The sequence below is a fragment of the Kitasatospora cheerisanensis KCTC 2395 genome, assembly GCF_000696185.1.
Taxonomy (GTDB): domain Bacteria; phylum Actinomycetota; class Actinomycetes; order Streptomycetales; family Streptomycetaceae; genus Kitasatospora; species Kitasatospora cheerisanensis.
Genome location: NZ_KK853997.1, coordinates 1731270 through 1748718 on the forward strand (window position 1 = coordinate 1731270; position 17449 = coordinate 1748718).

Genomic DNA, 17449 nt, shown 5'->3' on the forward strand with positions numbered 1-17449 from the left:
TTGGACCCTGGCGCGGAGCCCCGCCGTGCGCCGTCCGGCCGTGCACCACCGCGGCCCCGGTCCGTGCATTCGCCGGCGCGCCGTGCCCACCGGCGAATGCGCGGACCGGGTCCGGACCACCGTTCGGACGCTTCCGGAACGCTCTCGTCCGGCCGTTCGGGCGCTTCCGGACGGCCGTTCGGAGCTGCCCGCGAAATCTCGCCGTCCGCCGTACAACCATCCCGGGGCCTCGGTGGTCTCCACTACATTGAGCGATCCAGGAGCCGTCCGACGAGCGGGATTGGGAGTACCCGCCGCGGGCTAGATCACTCGGGAGCGGAGCCGCCGCGCCCGGGGTCGGAGGCCGGGCTCCGCCTGCCGACGGTACCGCCACGCCGCATGCCGGCGACCGAGGGGGGAACCGTGTCGTACGCCACCACCGCCGCCGCCGTCTGCGCCCCGCCCCAGCCCGCTGCCGTACCCGCCGTCGCCGCCGGGCCGTCCCAGCCACGGGACCGGAGCAGCTGGCTGCGGTTCAGTCCGGCCCAGCCGCTGTTCCGGGCCCGGGCCGCGCAGCGGCTGGCCGTGCTCGCCTACCACGGCATCACCGACCCGCGGTCCTTCGGTGCCCAGCTCGACCGGCTGCGCCGGCTGGCCACCCCCGTGTCGGTGCAGGACGTGGAACGGTCGCTGGCCGAGGGCCGGCCGCTGCCGCCGCGCTCGGTCCTGGTGACCTTCGACGACCCCGACCGGACCGTGCTCCGCCACGCGCTCCCGGAACTGGTGGCGCGCCGGATCCCGGCGGCGGCGTTCGTGATCGCCGAGCTGGTCGGCACCGAGAAGCCGTTCTGGTGGCACGAGGCCGCGTTCCTGGCCCGGCACGGCGGCCGGGCCCGGCTGCTGCCGAGCGGCGGCGACCCGGCCCGGGTGCTGGCGCTGCTCAAGGCGCTGCCCGACCCGGACCGTCGGCGCAGCCTGGCCGAGCTGCGGGTCTCCTCGTCCCACCGCCCGCCGGCCCAGGAGCAGCTGCGCCCGGAGGACCTGCGGGCGCTGCGCGAGGCCGACGTCACGGTCGGCAACCACACGCTCGGGCACCCGTCGCTGCGCCGCTGCGACGAGGCGACGGTGCATGCGGAGATCGCCGGCGCCCACCTGGCGCTGACCCGCTGGCTGGGCGAGGCGCCGTCCGCGTTCGCCTACCCGGACGGCGGCTTCGACGAGCGCGCGGACGCGGTGCTGCGCCAGCTCGGCTACCGGCTGGGCTTCCTGTCCGACCACCGGCTCGGCCCCGGCTGCCCGCCCACCCGCTGCGGATCAGCCGCCTCCAGGTGGACTCCACCACCTCCACCCGCCGGTTCGACACCATCCTGTCGGGCCTGGAGCCGGCGGTTCAGCGCCTGCTGGGCGCGCAGGCGTAACGGTTCGCCTGTCCAACACCGGGGTCCGGGACGGGTCCGGCCGCCGGGCCGACCAGGCCCCGGTCGTGCTCCGGCCCTGGTCGACCGGACTCCGACGCTGGTTCGGCCGGGATCGGACGCTGATTCGACCGGCGTCGGACGCTGGTTGGGCCGCAGTCGGACGCGGGTTCGGCCGGGGTCCGGCCGGGCCTCGGCCCCTTCAGGCGGTGCTCGTGGGCCGGATGTTGCGCATCCGGCCCACCGCGTAGACGCAGCCGGCCAGCGCCAGGTCGGACAGCAGCATGAAGCCGATCGAGTAGCTGCCCTTGGCGCTGTAGATCGCGCCCATGACCAGCGGCGGGACGAAGCCGCCGAGGCCGCCCATCGCCCCGACGATGCCGGTCACGGAGCCGACCTGGGCGACCGGGGTGACCTGCGCGACCAGTGCGAACACCGAGCCGCTGGTGGTGCCGAGACCGGCCGCCATCAGCAGGAACGCGATCGTCCCGACCGGGCTGAGGTCCGGGTCGAACGCCTGGACCACGGCGAACACGGCGGTCAGCGCCAGCGCCCAGCCGGTGACCACCGCCGGGTGGATCCGGTCCGACAGCCAGCCGCCGAGCGGCCGGAACACCACGGTGACCAGCGCGAAGCCGGCCGCCTTGGTGCCGGCGTCGGTCGCCGACAGCTGGTACCAGGTCTTCAGGTACGTCGGCAGGTAGACGCCGAACGCGACGATCCCGCCGAAGCCGATCGCGTACAGCGCGGACAGCTCCCAGGTGACCCGCAGCCGCCCCGCGCGGCCCAACCGGGTGGCCAGCGAGGCGGTCGGCACCGCCCGGTCCGGGCGGTCGCGCAGCAGCAGTACGGCGATCACGGTGTAGCCGGCGAGCGCGACGGCCATCACCCAGAACGGCAGGTTGTGGCCGTGCTTCCACAGCCGCGGCGTGAAGTAGCCGGACAGCGCGACGCCGCCCATGCCCATGCCGAACACCCCGAGCCCCAGCCCCCGCTTGTGCGCCGGGAACCACGAGTTCACCAGCGGCACCCCGATCGCGAACGTCGTGCCGCCCAGCCCGAGGAAGAACCCGACCGCCAGCAGCGCCCCGTACGACTCCCGGGCCGGGATGATCAGCAGCACCGGCACGATGGTCAGCGCCGAGATCAGCGGGAACATCAGCCGCGCCCCGTACCGGTCGGTGAGCGCGCCGACCGGCACCCGGCCCAGCGAGCCGACGATCACCGGGACGGCGACCAGGAACGACTGCGCGAACGAGGACATGTGCAGCGTCTTGTCGAACTCGCCGGCCAGCGGGGCGATCAGGTTCCACGCCCAGAAGGTCAGCGCGAACCCCAGCGTCGCCACCACCAGGTTGGTGTACGCCGTCCCCGACACCCGCTCGCTCGCCGGCGCCCGCTCGTTCGAAGTCGTCAGCTGTCCCATGAGACCCAGCCTCGGCACCCGGCCCGGCCCGCCCCGGCCGACGCGGCCGGGCCGCCGACGCACCGTCAGTCGGACGGAGCAGACCCGGGTGCGGGCGGCGGCCGGGGCGCGGGCGGGGCTCAGACCGTGAGGACCTCGGCCTCTTCGGCCGGTGCGGCGGTCGCGCGGATCTGGGCGGCGTGCACGTGGATCTCGCCGGCGGCCAGCCCGTCCAGCAGTTCACGGACCGTCATCGCGCCCTCGAACACCGGCTCGCCGTGCGAGAGCAGCAGGGTCGGCAGCGGAGTCTCCAGTTCCTCTGCCGCGAGCGACGCCGCGAACGTGCACAGTGCCTCGCCCTGGGCGGCGACCCGGCGGAGCAGCTCCGGTCCGCCACCGGTCCGCTCGACCACCCGGCGGAGCGTCCAGCCGTCCTGGGAGACCCGGTTGTCGAACGTGGCGGGCGAGCCGGCCGCGACGGCGGCCACCGCCGCCAGTGCACCGGCCGTGACCAGCCCGACGTGGGCCAGCACCTCTTCGGCGTCCCACTCCCCCGCCGGGAGGGCGGCGGGCTCGGCGCCGGACACCTCCTCGGCGGCGGCGATCACGTCCAGGTAGGCGCGGTGGAGCGGGGCGGAGTCGTACATCCGTGGTGCCCTTCTGCGACGGCGGCGACCTCGATGACGCCGCTACGGGTGGCTCAGGTCGTGACTGGAACGTGGTTCGGGCCGTGGCGGAAGCGTGGGCCGGGTCGTGCCTGGAACGTGGCTCGCTTGGCGGCCGAAGGCGTGGGCCGGGCCACTGGACCGTGGTTCGGGTCGTGGCTGCGAATGGCGGCTCGGATGGTGGCTCAGCTGTCGGTGGGGGCCATCTCCCACGGCGCCTGCGGCAGTGTCTCGCCGGTCTCCAGCAGGGACTTCAGGTTCGCCAGGACGGCCGGCCAGCCGTGCGAGATCGCCTGCAGCGCGGTGCGGTCGCGCAGCTTCTCGTGGGTGACGGTCAGTCGGACGATGTCCTCGTACGGCTCGATCAGGAAGGTGACGGTGGCTGCCTCCTCCTGGGCGGACAGGTCCGGCCGGTCCTCGAAGGTGATCACCAGGCGGGTCGGCGGCTCGGCGGCCAGCACCCGGCCGGTGACGTCGACCTTGCCGGAACCGTCGGTGCGGCGGTGCTCCCAGGTCGAGCCGGCCTGCCAGTCGGAGACGTTGGCATGGCCCCAGTAGCGGGCCGTCAACTCGGCGTCGGTAAGCGCTTTCCACACCTGTTCCGGGGTGGCCCGGATGTAGGTCGCGTACACGTAGGTCGGGACGGTCGGGACAGTACCGGTCTCGGATGCGCTGTTCATGGCGTTCTCCTGCTCTGCCTGTCGTTTGATCCCGCCGAGGACGGCCAGCCGGGGGCGGTCGAAGTCGGCGATCCACCGCTGCTCGATCTCCTGGATCGGCCCGGGGTTGAGGTAGTGGAGCCGCTCCCGCCCCCGCCGGACCACGGTGACCAGCCGCGCGGCGACCAGCAGGTCCAGGTGCTGGGTCACGGACTGCCGCGCCATCGCCACCTCCTCGCACAGCTCCCGCAGCGTCTGCCCGTCGCGGACCCGCAGCCGGTCGAGCAGCGCCCGGCGGGTCGGATCGGCGAGGGCCTTGAACACCGCGTCCATCGGGGCGGCGGGGATCGGTTCCGGACTCACTCCTCCATCATGCAGGCGTTTACCTGCCTATCGCAACCGGATCGACCGGACGCCTCGATCCGGACCTCAGCCCCTCAGCCCCCGTGCGCACGGATCTCCACCAGCACCGTCCCGTCCCCCTGATCGGCAGCCCACAGGTCGAACTCCCCCGCCATGCCCGGCGGCCAGTCCACGTACGGCTCGAACGAGAGGGACAGGGCGACCCGGCACTTCTCCGCCGGCCGTGGCGAGACGTGCGGGAACGCGGCGCGCAGCTCGCCGACCCGCCCGCTCCGCAGGCGGAACGAGAGCTCGTACCAGCGCTCCTGGAAACCGCTGTCCACACAGCGGAAGTCCGCCGCACCCGCGGGGATCGAGCCGCCGAGGTAGGTGTCGAGGTTGCGGCAGGTGCGGTCGTCGGCGATCACCGCCTTCCCGACCTCGTACAGGACTCCCCCGCCCGCCGTGAGCACCGCCATCGCCAGCGGCACTGCCACCACCGGTCGTTGCCAGACCTTCATCGCACCCCTCCACCGTCGGGCCGCTCGGCCCGCCCCGGCGGCATCCCGGCAGAGGGTTTGAACACATTCAACTTTGGCGTTCGACTCTGGCTCGGGGTCGGGCGGGCGCCCCTGACCGGACCAGGGTCCGAGCCGGTCAGGAGGTAGAGTCGTTGCTCGTGAAGATCGCCCTCGTGGACTCCGGACTCGGACTGCTCGCCGCCACCGCCGCGCTGCGCCGCCTGCGCCCGGACGCGGACCTGGTCATCTCCTGCGACCCCGACGGCATGCCCTGGGGGCCCCGTACCCCCGAGGACATCACCGAGCACGCCCTCGCCTGCGCCCGCGCGGCCGCCGCGCACTCCCTGGACGCGATGGTCGTCGCCTGCAACACCGCCTCCGTGCACGCCCTGGAGCGGCTGCGCGCCGAGTTCGAGCCCGAGATCCCGGTGATCGGCACCGTTCCCGCGATCAAGCCCGCCGCCGCGGCGGGCGGCGTGGTCGCCATCTGGGCCACGCCCGCCACCACCGGCAGCGCCTACCAGCGCGGACTGATCGCCGAGTTCGGCGGCGCCGCCGAGGTTCACGAAGTCGCCTGCCCCGGCCTGGCCGAGGCCGTCGAGCACGCCGACGAGGACGCGATCGCCGCCGCCATCGCCTTCGCCGCCGCCCGCACGCCCGCCTCCACCACCGACCTGGTCCTCGGCTGCACCCACTACGAGCTGGTCGACGACCGCATCGCCGCGGCCCTGGCCGCGCCCGCCGCACGCTTCCACGGCTCCGCCGACGCCGTCGCCGCGCAGGCCCTCCGCCGCATCGCCGCCCCCACCACTCCCGGCGCCGGCACCCTCACCGTCCTCCACTCCGGCCGTCCCGCCGCCCTCCAGCCGGCCGCCCTCAACTACCCGCAGGGCGAGCTGCTTCTCGGCGCCACGGTCTGACGGTCGGCCTGCTCGGTCGTGCGGTCGTGCGGTCGTTCCAGCCTTACGCGGGCGGCGGGCGGGAAAGCGTTTTCCCATTGCTTTCGGGCCCAGTGGCAGGTGCAGCCGGTAAGCGCTTTCCCGTTGCTCCGGCGGTGACGGTAAACGCTTTCCCAGCGCGCCTCCCGCCGCAGTCATTCACGTGCAGCGGACGCGGTAAACGCTTTCCCGCCGCCGGAGACGCCAGCCGGTAAGCGCTTTCCCGTCCCGCCATCCGAACGGGAAAGCGCTTACCCCCGCGCGCCCACCAACCGGTAAGCGCTTTCCCGCCCGCCCCGCCACACCCGACCCGCGCCCGACCCACGCCCGCCGGGCGACCCCGTGTCGCGCCTCGGCGTCGCCGGTGGCCGGCTGGGGCAGACTGCGGGGGTGACCGTCCTGTGGTGGGTGTCGGTGGTGGCGCTGCTGGCGTGGGTGTGGCTGGCGGTGTGTCACGGCGGGTTCTGGCGGACCGATCAGCGGGTGCCGCGTGGGGGTGCGGAGCCGTCGCGGTGGCCGGAGGTGGTGGCGGTGGTGCCGGCGCGGGACGAGGCCGGGGTGCTGCCGCTGTCGCTGCCGAGTCTGCTGGCGCAGGAGTATCCGGGCCGGGCCAGGGTCGTGCTGGTGGACGATCACAGTACGGACGGGACGGCCGAGTTGGCGCGGGAGCTTGCCGCGGCGGCGCCGGGGCTGACGTTGGAGGTGACCACTCCCCCGCCGCTGCCGGAGGGCTGGACGGGCAAGTTGTGGGCGTTGCGGCACGGTGTCGAACGGGCGGCCGAGGCCGGCGACGCGGAGTGGCTGCTGCTGACGGACGCGGACATCGCGCACCGCCCGGGCTCGTTGCGGGCACTGGTCGCCGCGGGCGAGGCGCACCGGCTGGATCTGGTGTCGCAGATGGCGCGCCTGCGGGTGGAGTCCGGATGGGAGCGGCTGATCGTTCCGGCGTTCGTGTACTTCTTCGCCCAGCTGTACCCGTTCCGCCGTTCGAACCGTCCGGGTTCCCGGACCGCCGCCGCGGCCGGTGGCTGTTCGCTGGTGCGGCGGGAGGCGTTGGAGCGGGCGGGCGGGGTGGCGGCGATCCGGGGCGCGGTGATCGACGACGTGTCGCTCGCCCGCGCGGTGAAGCGCTCCGGTGGGCGGACCTGGCTGGGTCTCGCCGACCGGGTCGACTCGGTCCGGCCGTACCCGGGCCTGTCGCCGCTGTGGCGGATGGTGTCGCGCAGCGCGTACGCCCAACTCCGGTACTCGCCACTCCTGTTGCTCGGCACCGTCCTCGGCCTGGCGCTGGTCTACCTGGTGCCGCCGGTCGCCGCCGTCGCCGGTCTGCTGGCGGGCGAGTGGTGGACGGCCGCTGCCGGGCTGGCGGCCTGGGCGGTGATGGCGGGGACGTTCGCGCCGATGCTGCGGTACTACGGCCGGCCGGTGGCGGAGGCCCCGTTGCTGCCGTTCACCGCGCTGCTGTACCTGCTGATGACGGTCGACTCGGCCGTCCAGCACTGGCGCGGCCGCGGTTCGGCCTGGAAGGGGCGGACGTACCCGCACCCGCAGCGGGCCGAGTGAGCGAACGACCGGACAGGCATACTCGGATGATGGAACGTCAGGAGATCGGGCGGATCGCCCACCGCGACCATCCCGTGGCCGCCCCGCTGTCGGACGAGTCGGTGCACCGCCTGCTGGAACGGCAGCTGCGCCGCTGCCCGGAGGGGCGGGTGCTGGACCTCGGCTGCGGTGAAGGCACCTGGCTGGTACGGGCGTTGGCGTCCTACCCGGGGTTGCGCGCGGTCGGCGTGGACACCAATGCGGCCGCCCTGGAGGCCGGTCGGCAGACCGCCGAGCGGGCGGGCGTGGCGCGCCGGATCGGCCTGCACCACCTGGACGTAAGGGAGTTCACCTCCGCCGAGCGGTTCGACGCGGTGCTGTCGGTCGGCGCGACGTACGCGTTCGGCGGGCTGTCGCAGACCCTCGACGCGGTCCGTCCGTTGCTCGCGCCGGGTGGCACGCTGCTGCTCGGCGAGTCGTACTGGGACGGCCAACTCACGGACCGCTCGCGCGAGTTCTTCGGCGACGAGCTCACCGACCTGCCGGGCACCGTGGCCGCTGTCCGCGCCGCCGGCTGGTGGCCGGTCGCGGGGCACACCTCCACCCGCGACGAGCTCGACGCCTACGAGTGGGCCTGGACCGGCTCCCTCGCCGACTGGGCCCTCGACCGGCCGCCCGGCCCCGACCGCGACCAGGCACTGGAGGCCGCCGACCGCCACCGCGACGAGTGGCTGAACGAGTACCGCGAGGGCTTCGGCTTCGTCACCCTCCTGCTGCGGTACGAGGGTTGACCTGACCTCCACCGTGTCGGCCCGATCTCCTGCCCAGAACCGGGCCCACTGTCGCCGAACTGCCGGCCCCAGCACTTCGGGACGGCCCACCGGACGAAGCACCCCGATCCGGTCCACACCCGACGCGCTTCCGTGTACCCGCCCGTGTGCCTGCCCGTGCACCTGCTCTTCGCCGGCTGACTACGCCTGTTGGGCGACCTGCCGGGCGACCCCGCTGATCCCGGCGGCCAACGGCCAACGGCCGGCGGCCGAGACCGCGTCAGCGGCTGAGCAGCCGGCGGGCGGTGGGCTTGACGTATTCGTAGCGGGTCATCTGTTCGAGGTCGCGGAGCCAGGCGGTGCGGCCGGGGGGTTGACGGAGGAGTTCGCGGTAGATCTCCTCGAAGGCGGTGGAGACGTGGTCGAGGGAGAACCGGCCGACCACCCAGTCGCGGCCCCAACTGCCCAGTTCCGCGCGGCGGTCGGGCGAGTCGGCGAGGGCGCGGATCTGGGCGGCGAGGGCTTTCGCGTCGGCGGGGCCGTCGCCGTGGCCGTACATGCAGCGGGAGGCGTGCGGTTCGACCAGGGGGCCGGGCTCGTGGATGGCGGTGTAGCCGTTCGCGCCGTGGACGATGACGGGCTTGCCGAAGGCGAGGCCGCGGAGCGCGGAGCCGCCCATGCCGAGGACCAGGTCGGCAGCCTCGTAGGCGGGGCGCGGGTCGGCGCGCTGGCCGGTGAACACGACGGCCTCGCGGCCGAGTTCGGCGTTGAGGCGGGCCGCCTCGGCGCGCAGCGGCTCTTCGCTGGGGCCGCCGCCGACCACGGCGAGCACCAGGTCGGGGTCGTCGAGCAGGCGGACGGCGGCCATGGTGCGGCGGACGCCGGCGTCCTTCTCCAGGCCGGAGACCAGCCGGGTGACGATGCAGAGCAGCAACTGGGAGGGGGCGGCGCCGACTTCGGCGCGGAAGGTGAAGCCCGGGACGGAACCCGGCGCGTCCAGTTCGGTGTTGACGGGTGGTTCGATCAGCCGCAGGTCGCGGTGGCCGAAGGCCCGGCCGTCCGCCATCAGTGCGCCGAGGCCGAGGACCAGGGGCTGGTGGCGGGGCATGCCGCGGAGCATCCGGATGCCGTAGAAGGTGGTGACGATCGGGAGGCGGCCCTGTCGGCCGGGGCCGAAGTAGGCGTTGCGGGCGGCGCGGACCTCCCAGGCGTGGACGAGTTGGGAGCCGTGTTCGTCGGCGAGGCGGCTGAGTCGGGCGCGGATGACGGCGTGCGGGGTGTCGGGGTCGCCGGCGACGACGAGGTCGAGGTCGTGCGAGGCGGCGAGTTCGACGAGCGGGGCGGGGCCGTCGATGCCCTGGGCGAACAGCACGGGTTGGTGGCCCCGGTCGCGCAGGGTGCGGGCGATGTCGACGGCGTTGAGTTGGGCGCCGCCGAGCGCCAGGTTGTTGAGGTGGACCAGGACGCGGACCGAACGCACGCTCACTCCTCCCACTGGTGCGGTACGAAGACGGGCGCGGCGAGTACGACCGCGCGCGGCGGGGTGTCCAGCATCGGGCCGAACACGTCGAACTGGCCGGCGGAGTGCCAGCTCATCAGGGTGCCGCCGTCGGTCTTGCCGATGGAGTAGACCCCGGCCCACAGGGTGTAGCGGCCGCGGGGCAGCGGCAGGCGGGGGATGACGCAGGCCACCCGGTGGTCGCCGCCGGTCATCCGGATCTCGTGGCTGATCTGGAAGATCGGGCTGGAGGTGCCTTCGCTGACGCCGAGGTGGAGGGTGGCGTCGCCGCGGTAGTCGCCGCCGAGGGTGAGTTCGACGGTGACGGGTTCGTCGGTGTGCAGGGTCTCCTCGCCGGTCTCGCCGCGCACCTCGTACGTGAGCAGCGACAGCGGTTCGCCGACCCGGGCGGTGGCCTCGGACTGGGCTTCGATGGAGTCGCGGTAGCCGGCCAGGGCGTCCTTGATGCCGGCGTCGACCCGGACGGTGCCCTGTTCTAGCCAGACGCCGCGCCGGCAGATGGACTGGACGGCGGGCAGGTCGTGCGAGACGAAGACGATGGTGGTGCCCTGTTCGGCGACTTCGCGCATCCGGTCGAGGCAGCGCTGCTGGAAGACGGCGTCGCCGACGGCGAGGACTTCGTCGACCAGCAGGACGTGCGGCTCCAGGTAGGCGGCGACGGCGAAGCCGAGGCGCATCTGCATGCCGGAGGAGTAGAACTTGACCTGCCGGTCGATGGCGCCGCCGAGCCGGGCGAACTCGACGATGTCGTCGAAGCGTCCGGCGACCTCGCGGCGCTTGAGGCCGAGCAGCGCGCCGAACAGGTAGATGTTCTCGCGGCCCGTCAGGTCGGGGTGGATGCCGGCCCGGATCTCGATCAGGGCGCCGATCCGGCCGCGCACGTCGATGATGCCGGCGTACGGGTACATGACCCGGGTGAGCATCTTCAACAGGGTTGACTTTCCTGACCCGTTGGAGCCGATCAGGCCGACGGACTCGCCCGGTTCGATGTGCAGGTTGATGTCGCGCAGGGCCCAGCGCCAGTCCTCGCCGCGGTCGCCGCGCAGCCGGCGGGCGGCCTGTTCGACGCGGTCGCGCAGCAGCATCCGCTGCTGGTCGGCGCGGAAGCGCTTCCAGACCTGCTCGGTGCGGATGGTGCCCAGCGGGTAGTCACGCGACATCGGCGATCCCCGTTTCCAGCTTCTTGAAGAACAGGTAGCCGCCGACCAGGAAGACCAGCGAGCTGGCGGCCGCGATCAGGGTCATCCGCCCGTCGGGCGCCTCGCCGTACAGCAGTGCCTTGCGGTAGCCCTCGATGACCGCGCCGAGCGGGTTGAGGCCGACGTAGATCTCCTGCAGCCGGTGCGGGATCTTGGCCAGCGGGTAGGCGACGGGGGTGGCGAACACTCCCATCTGGGTGATGATCGGCAGCAGGTGGCGGACGTCGCGCAGGTAGACCACGGCGACCGAGAGGATCAGGGCGATGCCGTAGGTGAAGGCGAACTGGATCAGCAGCAGCGGCACCGCCCAGAGGAAGGTGGCGGCGGGCGCGGTCCAGAACACCAGGAACATCAGGCCGAGGACGCCGATGCCGATCGCCATGTCGACGGTGGCGACCAGCATGGTGGCCAGCGGGAAGACCTCGCGCGGGCAGTACACCTTGTTCAGCAGGCTGAGGTTGTTGGCGAGGCTGAGCGCACCCTGGTTCATGGTGTTGCTGAAGAACTGCCAGACGATCAGGCCGACGTAGGCGAACAGCGTGTACGGGGCGGCGCCGGTCTCGATCTTGACGGCGCGGTGGAAGACCAGGGTGAAGATGGCGCACAGCGCCAGCGGGGTGAGCACCGCCCAGGCGAAGCCGAGGACGGCCTGCTTGTACCGGGCGCGCAGGTCGCGCTCGGCCAGGGCGCGCACCAACTCCCGTGCGGCCCACAGCTCGTGGGCGACCTGGAGGGGGCGCAGCCGGCGTTTGAAGACCAGTTCGGGCGGTGGCCCGGCCGGGATCGCGACGCCCGGAGGGGCCGGCCGGCCCCCGCGTTCGTCGATGACCTGTGCGCGCTGTCCCCCCACGGACTCCCGCCCTCTCCGGGCGCGGTGCGGCCGCGTCCGGTGCCTGTGTCGACTGTGTCGGAGCCGGGCGGCCGGTGCTGTCCGGCGGCCCGGGCGACCACCATGACACAGAGTGTGGGGGCGGCGGGCGGGTTCCGTGAAGATTGCGCCAGCTCAGGCCGGTTGTCGACGGTTGCGGTCCGAACTTCCCAGCGGGGAAGAGCCGTTCGGTGCCGCACTGGTCTGAGTGCCGCCGCTGTCGATGCGGTGCGCGGCGAATGCGCGGCGGTCAGCCGGCGGGGTTCGCGGCCCGTTCGGTGACCATCCGGTCGAGGGCGCCGGGCATCTGCTCGACGCCGCCGGCCCGGGTGGGCGAGGTGCGGCCGGTGCCGTCCACGATCACGGTCGGCAGTTCGGTGACCCGGTTGTCGGCGAACAGCTTGGGTGCCTGGTCCACGGCCCGGTCGACCTCGGCGGAGTGGTAGGCGGCGCGGAACGCGGCGGCGTCCAGGCCCTGCGCGGCGGCCCAGTCGGCGGCGCCCTGTTCGGTGGTCAGGTCGAGGTGGTCCTCGCGGACGGCGTGGAACACGGCGGCCTGCCGGCGGTCGACCTCACCGAGCCGGTCGAGCGTGTAGAACAGCCGGGCGTGGGCGCGCTGTTCGGCCTCGCCGGGGCTGCCGGGCCACACGGCGGGGACGCGGCGCAGCGTCACCTCGCCCTGGTGCTGGGCGGCCCACCGGGTGAGCGGGGCCTCCAGCAGCGCGGAGTGCGAGCAGTTGTACCAGAAGAACTCGACGGCCTCGTGCATGCGGGTGGCCTGCGGCCCGTCGGCCGGCCGGTGCGGTGCGGCGGGCGGGTTCTGGGCGCCGGGCAGGTGCTGGGCGGCCGTTCCGGGCGCCGGCTTGGCGGTCAGGTACTGACCGGGTGCCGGCTTGGCGGCCAGGTACTGACCGGGCGTCAGCAGCGGGCTCCCGGCGAGGCCGTGCGGCGCGGTCGGCAGCACGGCGCGGCGGTGGCGGCGGCCGGGGCGGTGAGCAGGCCTCCGGCGACGGCGAGCAGGACGGTGGTTCGGAGCAGCGGCTTCACGGGGGCAGCGTCGCAGCACGGGCGGCCGGCGGGCCAGGCGATCGGGCTCCAGGCGGCGGAATTCGCCGGATCGGAGCAGTGCCATTCGAACGGGCGTCGGAGTGCGGCGGGTGCCCGCTGTCGGACGGCCGGCGGCACGGGCCTGGTGGGGCGTCAGGACGGCCGGTGGCTTCCGGTGGGCGGGCGCGCGCCCCCGCACGCCCGCCCACCGGGTGGGGTCACTTGCCGAGGTTGCGGAGCTGGGCCTTGGCGTCGGCCTCGGAGGCCTGCGGGACGCCGATCTGGACCTGGGCGGAGCCCTCCTCCTTCATCGGGCAGTACCGGGCGTCCTTGACCGGCATGGGGAGGGTGAGGATGCCCTCGTTGCGGACCAGCACCAGCAGCGAGCCGGTGGTGCAGGAGGCGTTCGGGGCGACCGGCGGCGAGGAGAGCCAGGTGACGGCCTGGTAGACCGGCACGTTGGGGTGCAGCACGGTGCCGTTGGCCTTGTCGGTGGCGAAGCTGCCGGTGCCGAGGACGCTGCTGGTGATCTTCTCGAACTGCGCGGTGTGGTCGGTCTTCAGCTCGGGCTTGCCGTAGACGACGCAGTCCTTGGCGGTGGTGTTGGTGAGCTTGATGACGCCGGTGATCCGCGGGTCGGCGCTCTTGTCGACGGTGAGCTCGGCCTTGACGTCGCTCTCCTTCTCGGAGCCGCCGCAGGCCGGGGTGTCGGCGGCGGGCTTGCTGCCGGCGGCGCCGCCGGGCGCGGCGGAGGAGCCTCCGGTGGCGCCGGCGGAGGCGGCGCCCGACGGGGCGGCGGCGGGCTTGCTCGCGGCGGAACTGGCGGCGGGCGCGGCGGAGTCGGAGCTGTCGGGGTCACAGGCCGTCAGGGCGAGGACGGAGCAGGCCAGGGCGGCGAGGACGGCGGGCTTGCGGAAGTTCATCGGATGCTCCTGGGGGCGGGTTCTGCGGCCCGCCGAGCGGCGGGCATGCGTCACCACGCGTCCGGTTGTCGGACGGTTCCTCGGGTTTCCGTCCGGTACGGCGCTGTTACACGGCGGAAGGTCCCCGCGGGAGCGAACTCCGTTCAGTGCACGGTCGGTTCGGGTGCAGATGGATTGGCGGCTGTGACAGTCTTCACCTCGACCCGGTTCAGTTCGACGCCCCAGCCTGCCGCGGCGGGCCCGATCTCGCGCAGCAGGGCGAGCCTCAGTTCCTCGCGGGCGGTGGCGAGTTCCTCGAAGGTGCGCTGCTCGGCCCCGGTCCGGAGCACCACCAGGCCGAGGTGACTGATCGCCAGTCCGTGGTTCTGCACGTTGACGGTGGCGGCGACCGGGTCGGCGACGTGGAAGGTCAGGGCGGCCTCGATCCGCACCCGGCGGCCGTCCTTGGTCCGGCCCAGGTGCGGCAGCGCGACGGTGGTCTCGGCGAGCGAGACGCGCTGCAACCGGTCGGCGAACGGCAGCAGCAGGGCGGTTCCGGGCCGCAGCGTGCGGTCGCGGACCTTGCCGAGCCGGAACACCACGCCGCGTTCCTCGGCCCCGACCCGTTTCACACTCGCCCGCGCCAGCAGCAGTACCACCAGCACCGCCACGATCAGCCCCGCAGCCATCGGGTCCTCCCCTGTCCTCGGCCTGGGGACAGTATGGGCGGCCGTACGTCAATCGTCAGCGGTGCCGGACGACTTGGCGCAGCAGCTGCTGCCAGCGGGTGGTGACGGCGTCGAGCTCGAAGTGGGCGAGGGCGTGCGTGCGGGCGGCCTCCCCGAAGCGGGCCCGGTCGGCGGCGAGCAGGGCGCGCAGGGCCTCGGCGGTCGCGGACGGGTCGCCGGGGGCCGTGAGCAGTCCGGTCTCGCCGTGCCGGACGACGTCGGAGACCCAGCCGACCTCGGTGGCGACGGCGGGCAGCGCGGCGAGAGCGGCCTCGATCAGGACGCCGGGCACGCCCTCGGAGTCGCTGGTGAGCAGCAGCAGATCGGCGGCCCGGTACAGCGGCGCGGGATCGGCGAGCGCACCGAGCAGGTGGGTGCGGGGCCCGGCGGCCTCCGCCACCTCCTGCCGCAGCGGGCCTTCGCCGGCGAGAGCGAGGCGGACGTCCCCGGGCAGCAGGGCATGGGCCTGGAGCGCCACGTCGGGACGCTTCTCCGGGCTGAGCGCGCCGATCCAGGCGATCAGCGGTCCGTCGGCGGGCAGCCCGAGAGCCGCCCGGGCGGCGGCCTTCGCGGCCCGGTCCCCGGGCGGCGAAAACCGGTCCGCCGAGCGGGCGTTGGGCAGCACGTGCAGGCGCCGGGCGGGCAGCCGGAACCGGGTACGGAGCAGGTCGACGGCGTGCGGGGAGATCGCGGCGACCGCGGCCGCCCGGTGCAGGAACGCCCCAACTCGTGCCCGCCGGAGCGGAGTTGCCGTCCAGTGGCGCGGATCGCCGATGTTCACGTAGACGAACGGGGTGCGGGCCCCGAACAGTCCGAGCGCACACGCCTGCAAGGTCGACGACCCGTGCGCCACCACCACCTCGGCCCCGGCGGCGGCCCGCCGCAGCGCCCGCAAGGTGGTCGGGTGGTGCCGCGACGGCCCCAACACCCGCACCCCGTCGCCCGTTCGGTCGTCCGGATGCGGATGCAGCGCGACCAGCTCGGACGCCTGGCCCCGCCGCACCAGTTCCCCATGCAGCTCCCGGGCCATCCGCTGCGCCCCCCGGGCCCGCGGATCCGTGATCACATGCAGTACCCGTGGCTCGGCCATGGCCCGACCCTACCGAGAGGCGTCCCCCGTTGGGCTCCCTTCGCCCAACTGCGGCCCCAACGCCCGTTCGCCCCAGGGTCACTGACCGGCCGGCCCGCCGACCGGGGAGCGGCCGGCGACCTCCGCCACCCCGCACGGAGTTTCCACCATGCCGGTGCTTGCCGTCCGCCGGGATGGCAGCAACGACCCTCCGAGCAGCAGCCCCGGCTACCTCGCAACGCTGCGGCCGGGCGACCACCCAGGCGGAACGGGTTGGGAGTTCGGGCCTGGAGTGGGCCGCCGGTCCCCCGCCCGGCACCGGCGGCCCGGCGAGCGCGCCTCGCTGAGGCTGCGGCGAATCTGCCGCCGCCCCGACGTGGACGACAATGGTGGGAAGCGGCACCGGCTCCGGCTCGAAGTCAGCTTCCGTGCCTCGGAGTTCGAACCGAAACCGGTGCCCACCGGGAAGCCCGCACCGATGCGCCCGAGGCCACCGCGCCTCGCCTCAGCCTGTCGCGGCCCCGACCTGGGCGCCCCAGACCGGGAAGGGCGGGATCTCCGGCTCGAAATCGGCCTCCTCGTCGCAGAGTTCGACCACGCCGGGGTTGGGGTCCGTCAGAAAGGGCTCGACGATCGGGCGGAGATCGTCCGTGGGGCGGTAGGTGCCACCGAAGGCCAGGCTTTCGGGGGGCACCGATCCGGTGGAGCAGCGGAGTTGGCCGGCGAGGTCGTCGTGCCAGACGTAGAACGTGGCGACCCCCGGGAAGCCGAGTTCGTCGCGGATGCGCACGCGCAGCGCCGCGGCCGTCCGTTCGAAGGCGGTTACGACGTCGGCGGTGGTGAGGGCCTGCCTGTCCTCGACCTCCGCGCTGAGCCACCAGGTGTTGGTCTCCCACTCGGCCGGCGGATCGGCGGGGTCCAGCAGCAGGGGCTCGTCGGCGAGTTCGGCGATGAAGGTGAGCAGCACCGGGCCATTGAACCTCAGGGCCGCCCGCCGTCCGCGAGCCGGCGCAGGGCGGGGAGGTTGGCGGCGAAGAATTCGTCGACGGTGCGGGCGGGACGGCCGAGCAGGTCGGGGACGGCGGTGGTGACTTCGGCGAGGGAGCCGGCGGCGGCCCCGCGGAGGAGGTCGGCGAGGTCGTTGGCGAAGGCGAGGGGTGCGCCCTGGCCGGCGAGGGCGGCGGCGAGGGCCTCGGGAGTGAGGACGGTGCGGTCGACGGGCCGGCCGAGTGCGAGGGCGAGGCGGTCGGCGAGCTGGGCGTCGGTGAGGGCTTCGGGGCCGGTGAGGACGAAGGTCTCGCCAGGCCGGGCGGGGCCGGTGAGCAGGGTGGCGGCGCAGGCGGCGATGTCGTGGCAGTCGATGTGCGAGATCGGGCCGTCGCCGTAGCGGCTGATCAGCCGGCCGTCGGGGGTGAAGGCGGCGGGTCCGAGCAGGTTCTGCAGGAAGCCGGACGGCTGGAGGACCGTCCAGGGCAGGCCGCTCGCGGCGAGGCGGCGGTCGAGCTCCCAGTGCGCGCCTTCGGAGAGGAGTCCGCCGGGGGCGGCGTGCCAGACCGAGATCTTGACGACCCGTTCGACCCCGGCGGCGGCGGCCGCGTCGATGGCGGCGCCGAGTTGGCGGACCATCGGCTGCTCGCCGTCGACGGCCTGCGCGCCGGGGCCGTTGAGGAACAGCCGGTCGACGCCCTCGAAGGCGGGGGCGAGCGAGGCGGGGTCGTCGAAGTCGCCGATCACGTAGTCGCAGCCCAGGTCACGGCCCTTGGCCCGGTCGCGCACCAGGGCGCGGAACTCGACCTCGGTGTGGGCGAGTTGGTCGATCAGGTGGCGTCCGATGGAGCCGGTGGCGCCGGTCACCAGAATCATGGCATGTCCCTTCCCCCG

General features: G+C 73.9%; 17 protein-coding genes and 1 pseudogene. 4 read left to right on the top strand and 14 right to left on the bottom strand.

The genetic code is table 11. The features are described 5' to 3' along the window. Positions 1 to 378: 378 nt before the first annotated feature. Positions 379 to 1179, top strand: a pseudogene (locus tag KCH_RS39320) (polysaccharide deacetylase family protein); the annotation flags it as partial. A 417-nt stretch (positions 1180 to 1596) separates the two neighbouring features. On the opposite strand, the gene KCH_RS07800 reads toward KCH_RS39320, so the two are convergent. The 4 genes from KCH_RS07800 to KCH_RS07815 all read right to left on the bottom strand — a co-directional run bounded on the left by KCH_RS07800 (position 1597) and on the right by KCH_RS07815 (position 4986). Then, positions 1597 to 2820, bottom strand: a complete 1224-nt coding sequence (locus KCH_RS07800; RefSeq protein ID WP_051652861.1) for an MFS transporter — start codon at positions 2818 to 2820, stop codon at positions 1597 to 1599. Between the two features lie 119 nt (positions 2821 to 2939). After that, the gene (locus tag KCH_RS07805; protein ID WP_051652862.1) at positions 2940 to 3446 is read right to left on the bottom strand and encodes a DinB family protein; all 507 of its coding nucleotides are present in this window, start codon (positions 3444 to 3446) and stop codon (positions 2940 to 2942) included. Positions 3447 to 3649: 203 nt separating this feature from the next. Next, entirely contained in the window at positions 3650 to 4456 is an 807-nt protein-coding gene (locus KCH_RS07810; RefSeq protein ID WP_035871059.1) for an ArsR/SmtB family transcription factor, read from the bottom strand. Positions 4457 to 4560: 104 nt separating this feature from the next. Then, positions 4561 to 4986 carry a hypothetical protein gene (locus tag KCH_RS07815; protein WP_035860599.1) on the bottom strand — a complete coding sequence of 142 codons (426 nt, stop codon included), beginning with the start codon at positions 4984 to 4986 and terminating at the stop codon, positions 4561 to 4563. Positions 4987 to 5144: 158 nt separating this feature from the next. On the opposite strand from KCH_RS07815, the gene KCH_RS07820 reads away from it, so the two are divergent. The 3 genes from KCH_RS07820 (at position 5145) to KCH_RS07830 (ending at position 8257) form a co-directional block, all read left to right on the top strand. Further along, positions 5145 to 5906 carry a glutamate racemase gene (locus KCH_RS07820; protein ID WP_035860601.1) on the top strand — a complete coding sequence of 254 codons (762 nt, stop codon included), beginning with the start codon at positions 5145 to 5147 and terminating at the stop codon, positions 5904 to 5906. A 408-nt stretch (positions 5907 to 6314) separates the two neighbouring features. Further along, positions 6315 to 7487: a glycosyltransferase gene (locus KCH_RS07825; RefSeq protein WP_035860615.1), complete on the top strand. Its 1173-nt coding sequence runs from the start codon at positions 6315 to 6317 to the stop codon at positions 7485 to 7487. 26 nt (positions 7488 to 7513) lie between these two features. Next, positions 7514 to 8257: an SAM-dependent methyltransferase gene (locus tag KCH_RS07830; protein WP_341865354.1), complete on the top strand. Its 744-nt coding sequence runs from the start codon at positions 7514 to 7516 to the stop codon at positions 8255 to 8257. A 259-nt stretch (positions 8258 to 8516) separates the two neighbouring features. Here KCH_RS07830 and KCH_RS07835 read toward each other — a convergent pair whose 3' ends face one another. The 10 genes from KCH_RS07835 to KCH_RS07880 form a co-directional block, all read right to left on the bottom strand. Next, positions 8517 to 9716, bottom strand: a complete 1200-nt coding sequence (locus KCH_RS07835) for a glycosyltransferase family 4 protein (RefSeq protein WP_035860618.1) — start codon at positions 9714 to 9716, stop codon at positions 8517 to 8519. A 2-nt stretch (positions 9717 to 9718) separates the two neighbouring features. Continuing rightward, positions 9719 to 10915 (bottom strand): ABC transporter ATP-binding protein, encoded by a 1197-nt coding sequence (locus tag KCH_RS07840; RefSeq protein WP_035860621.1) that lies wholly within the window; start codon positions 10913 to 10915, stop codon positions 9719 to 9721. Next, positions 10905 to 11804 carry an ABC transporter permease gene (locus tag KCH_RS07845; protein ID WP_035860624.1) on the bottom strand — a complete coding sequence of 300 codons (900 nt, stop codon included), beginning with the start codon at positions 11802 to 11804 and terminating at the stop codon, positions 10905 to 10907. The genes KCH_RS07840 and KCH_RS07845 overlap by 11 nt, the downstream gene beginning before the upstream one ends. A gap of 268 nt (positions 11805 to 12072) precedes the next feature. Then, positions 12073 to 12786 (bottom strand): DsbA family protein, encoded by a 714-nt coding sequence (locus KCH_RS07850; RefSeq protein ID WP_035860627.1) that lies wholly within the window; start codon positions 12784 to 12786, stop codon positions 12073 to 12075. Then, positions 12741 to 12869, bottom strand: coding sequence for a hypothetical protein (locus KCH_RS45895; protein WP_279635841.1), 129 nt, complete (start codon positions 12867 to 12869; stop codon positions 12741 to 12743). Before KCH_RS45895 ends, KCH_RS07850 begins: the two co-directional genes overlap by 46 nt. A 218-nt stretch (positions 12870 to 13087) precedes the next feature. Then, complete coding sequence (locus KCH_RS43260; RefSeq protein WP_035860632.1) at positions 13088 to 13792, bottom strand: hypothetical protein; 705 nt, start codon at positions 13790 to 13792, stop codon at positions 13088 to 13090. Between the two features lie 143 nt (positions 13793 to 13935). Beyond that, on the bottom strand, positions 13936 to 14460 hold the full coding sequence (locus KCH_RS07865) for an SPFH domain-containing protein (RefSeq protein ID WP_051652863.1): 525 nt from the start codon (positions 14458 to 14460) through the stop codon (positions 13936 to 13938). Positions 14461 to 14515: 55 nt separating this feature from the next. Further along, complete coding sequence (locus tag KCH_RS37055; protein ID WP_084223365.1) at positions 14516 to 15589, bottom strand: glycosyltransferase; 1074 nt, start codon at positions 15587 to 15589, stop codon at positions 14516 to 14518. Between the two features lie 484 nt (positions 15590 to 16073). Continuing rightward, the gene (locus tag KCH_RS07875) at positions 16074 to 16535 is read right to left on the bottom strand and encodes a hypothetical protein (RefSeq protein ID WP_035860634.1); all 462 of its coding nucleotides are present in this window, start codon (positions 16533 to 16535) and stop codon (positions 16074 to 16076) included. A gap of 14 nt (positions 16536 to 16549) precedes the next feature. Then, the gene (locus KCH_RS07880) at positions 16550 to 17431 is read right to left on the bottom strand and encodes an NAD(P)H-binding protein (RefSeq protein ID WP_035860635.1); all 882 of its coding nucleotides are present in this window, start codon (positions 17429 to 17431) and stop codon (positions 16550 to 16552) included. Positions 17432 to 17449: the final 18 nt, after the last annotated feature.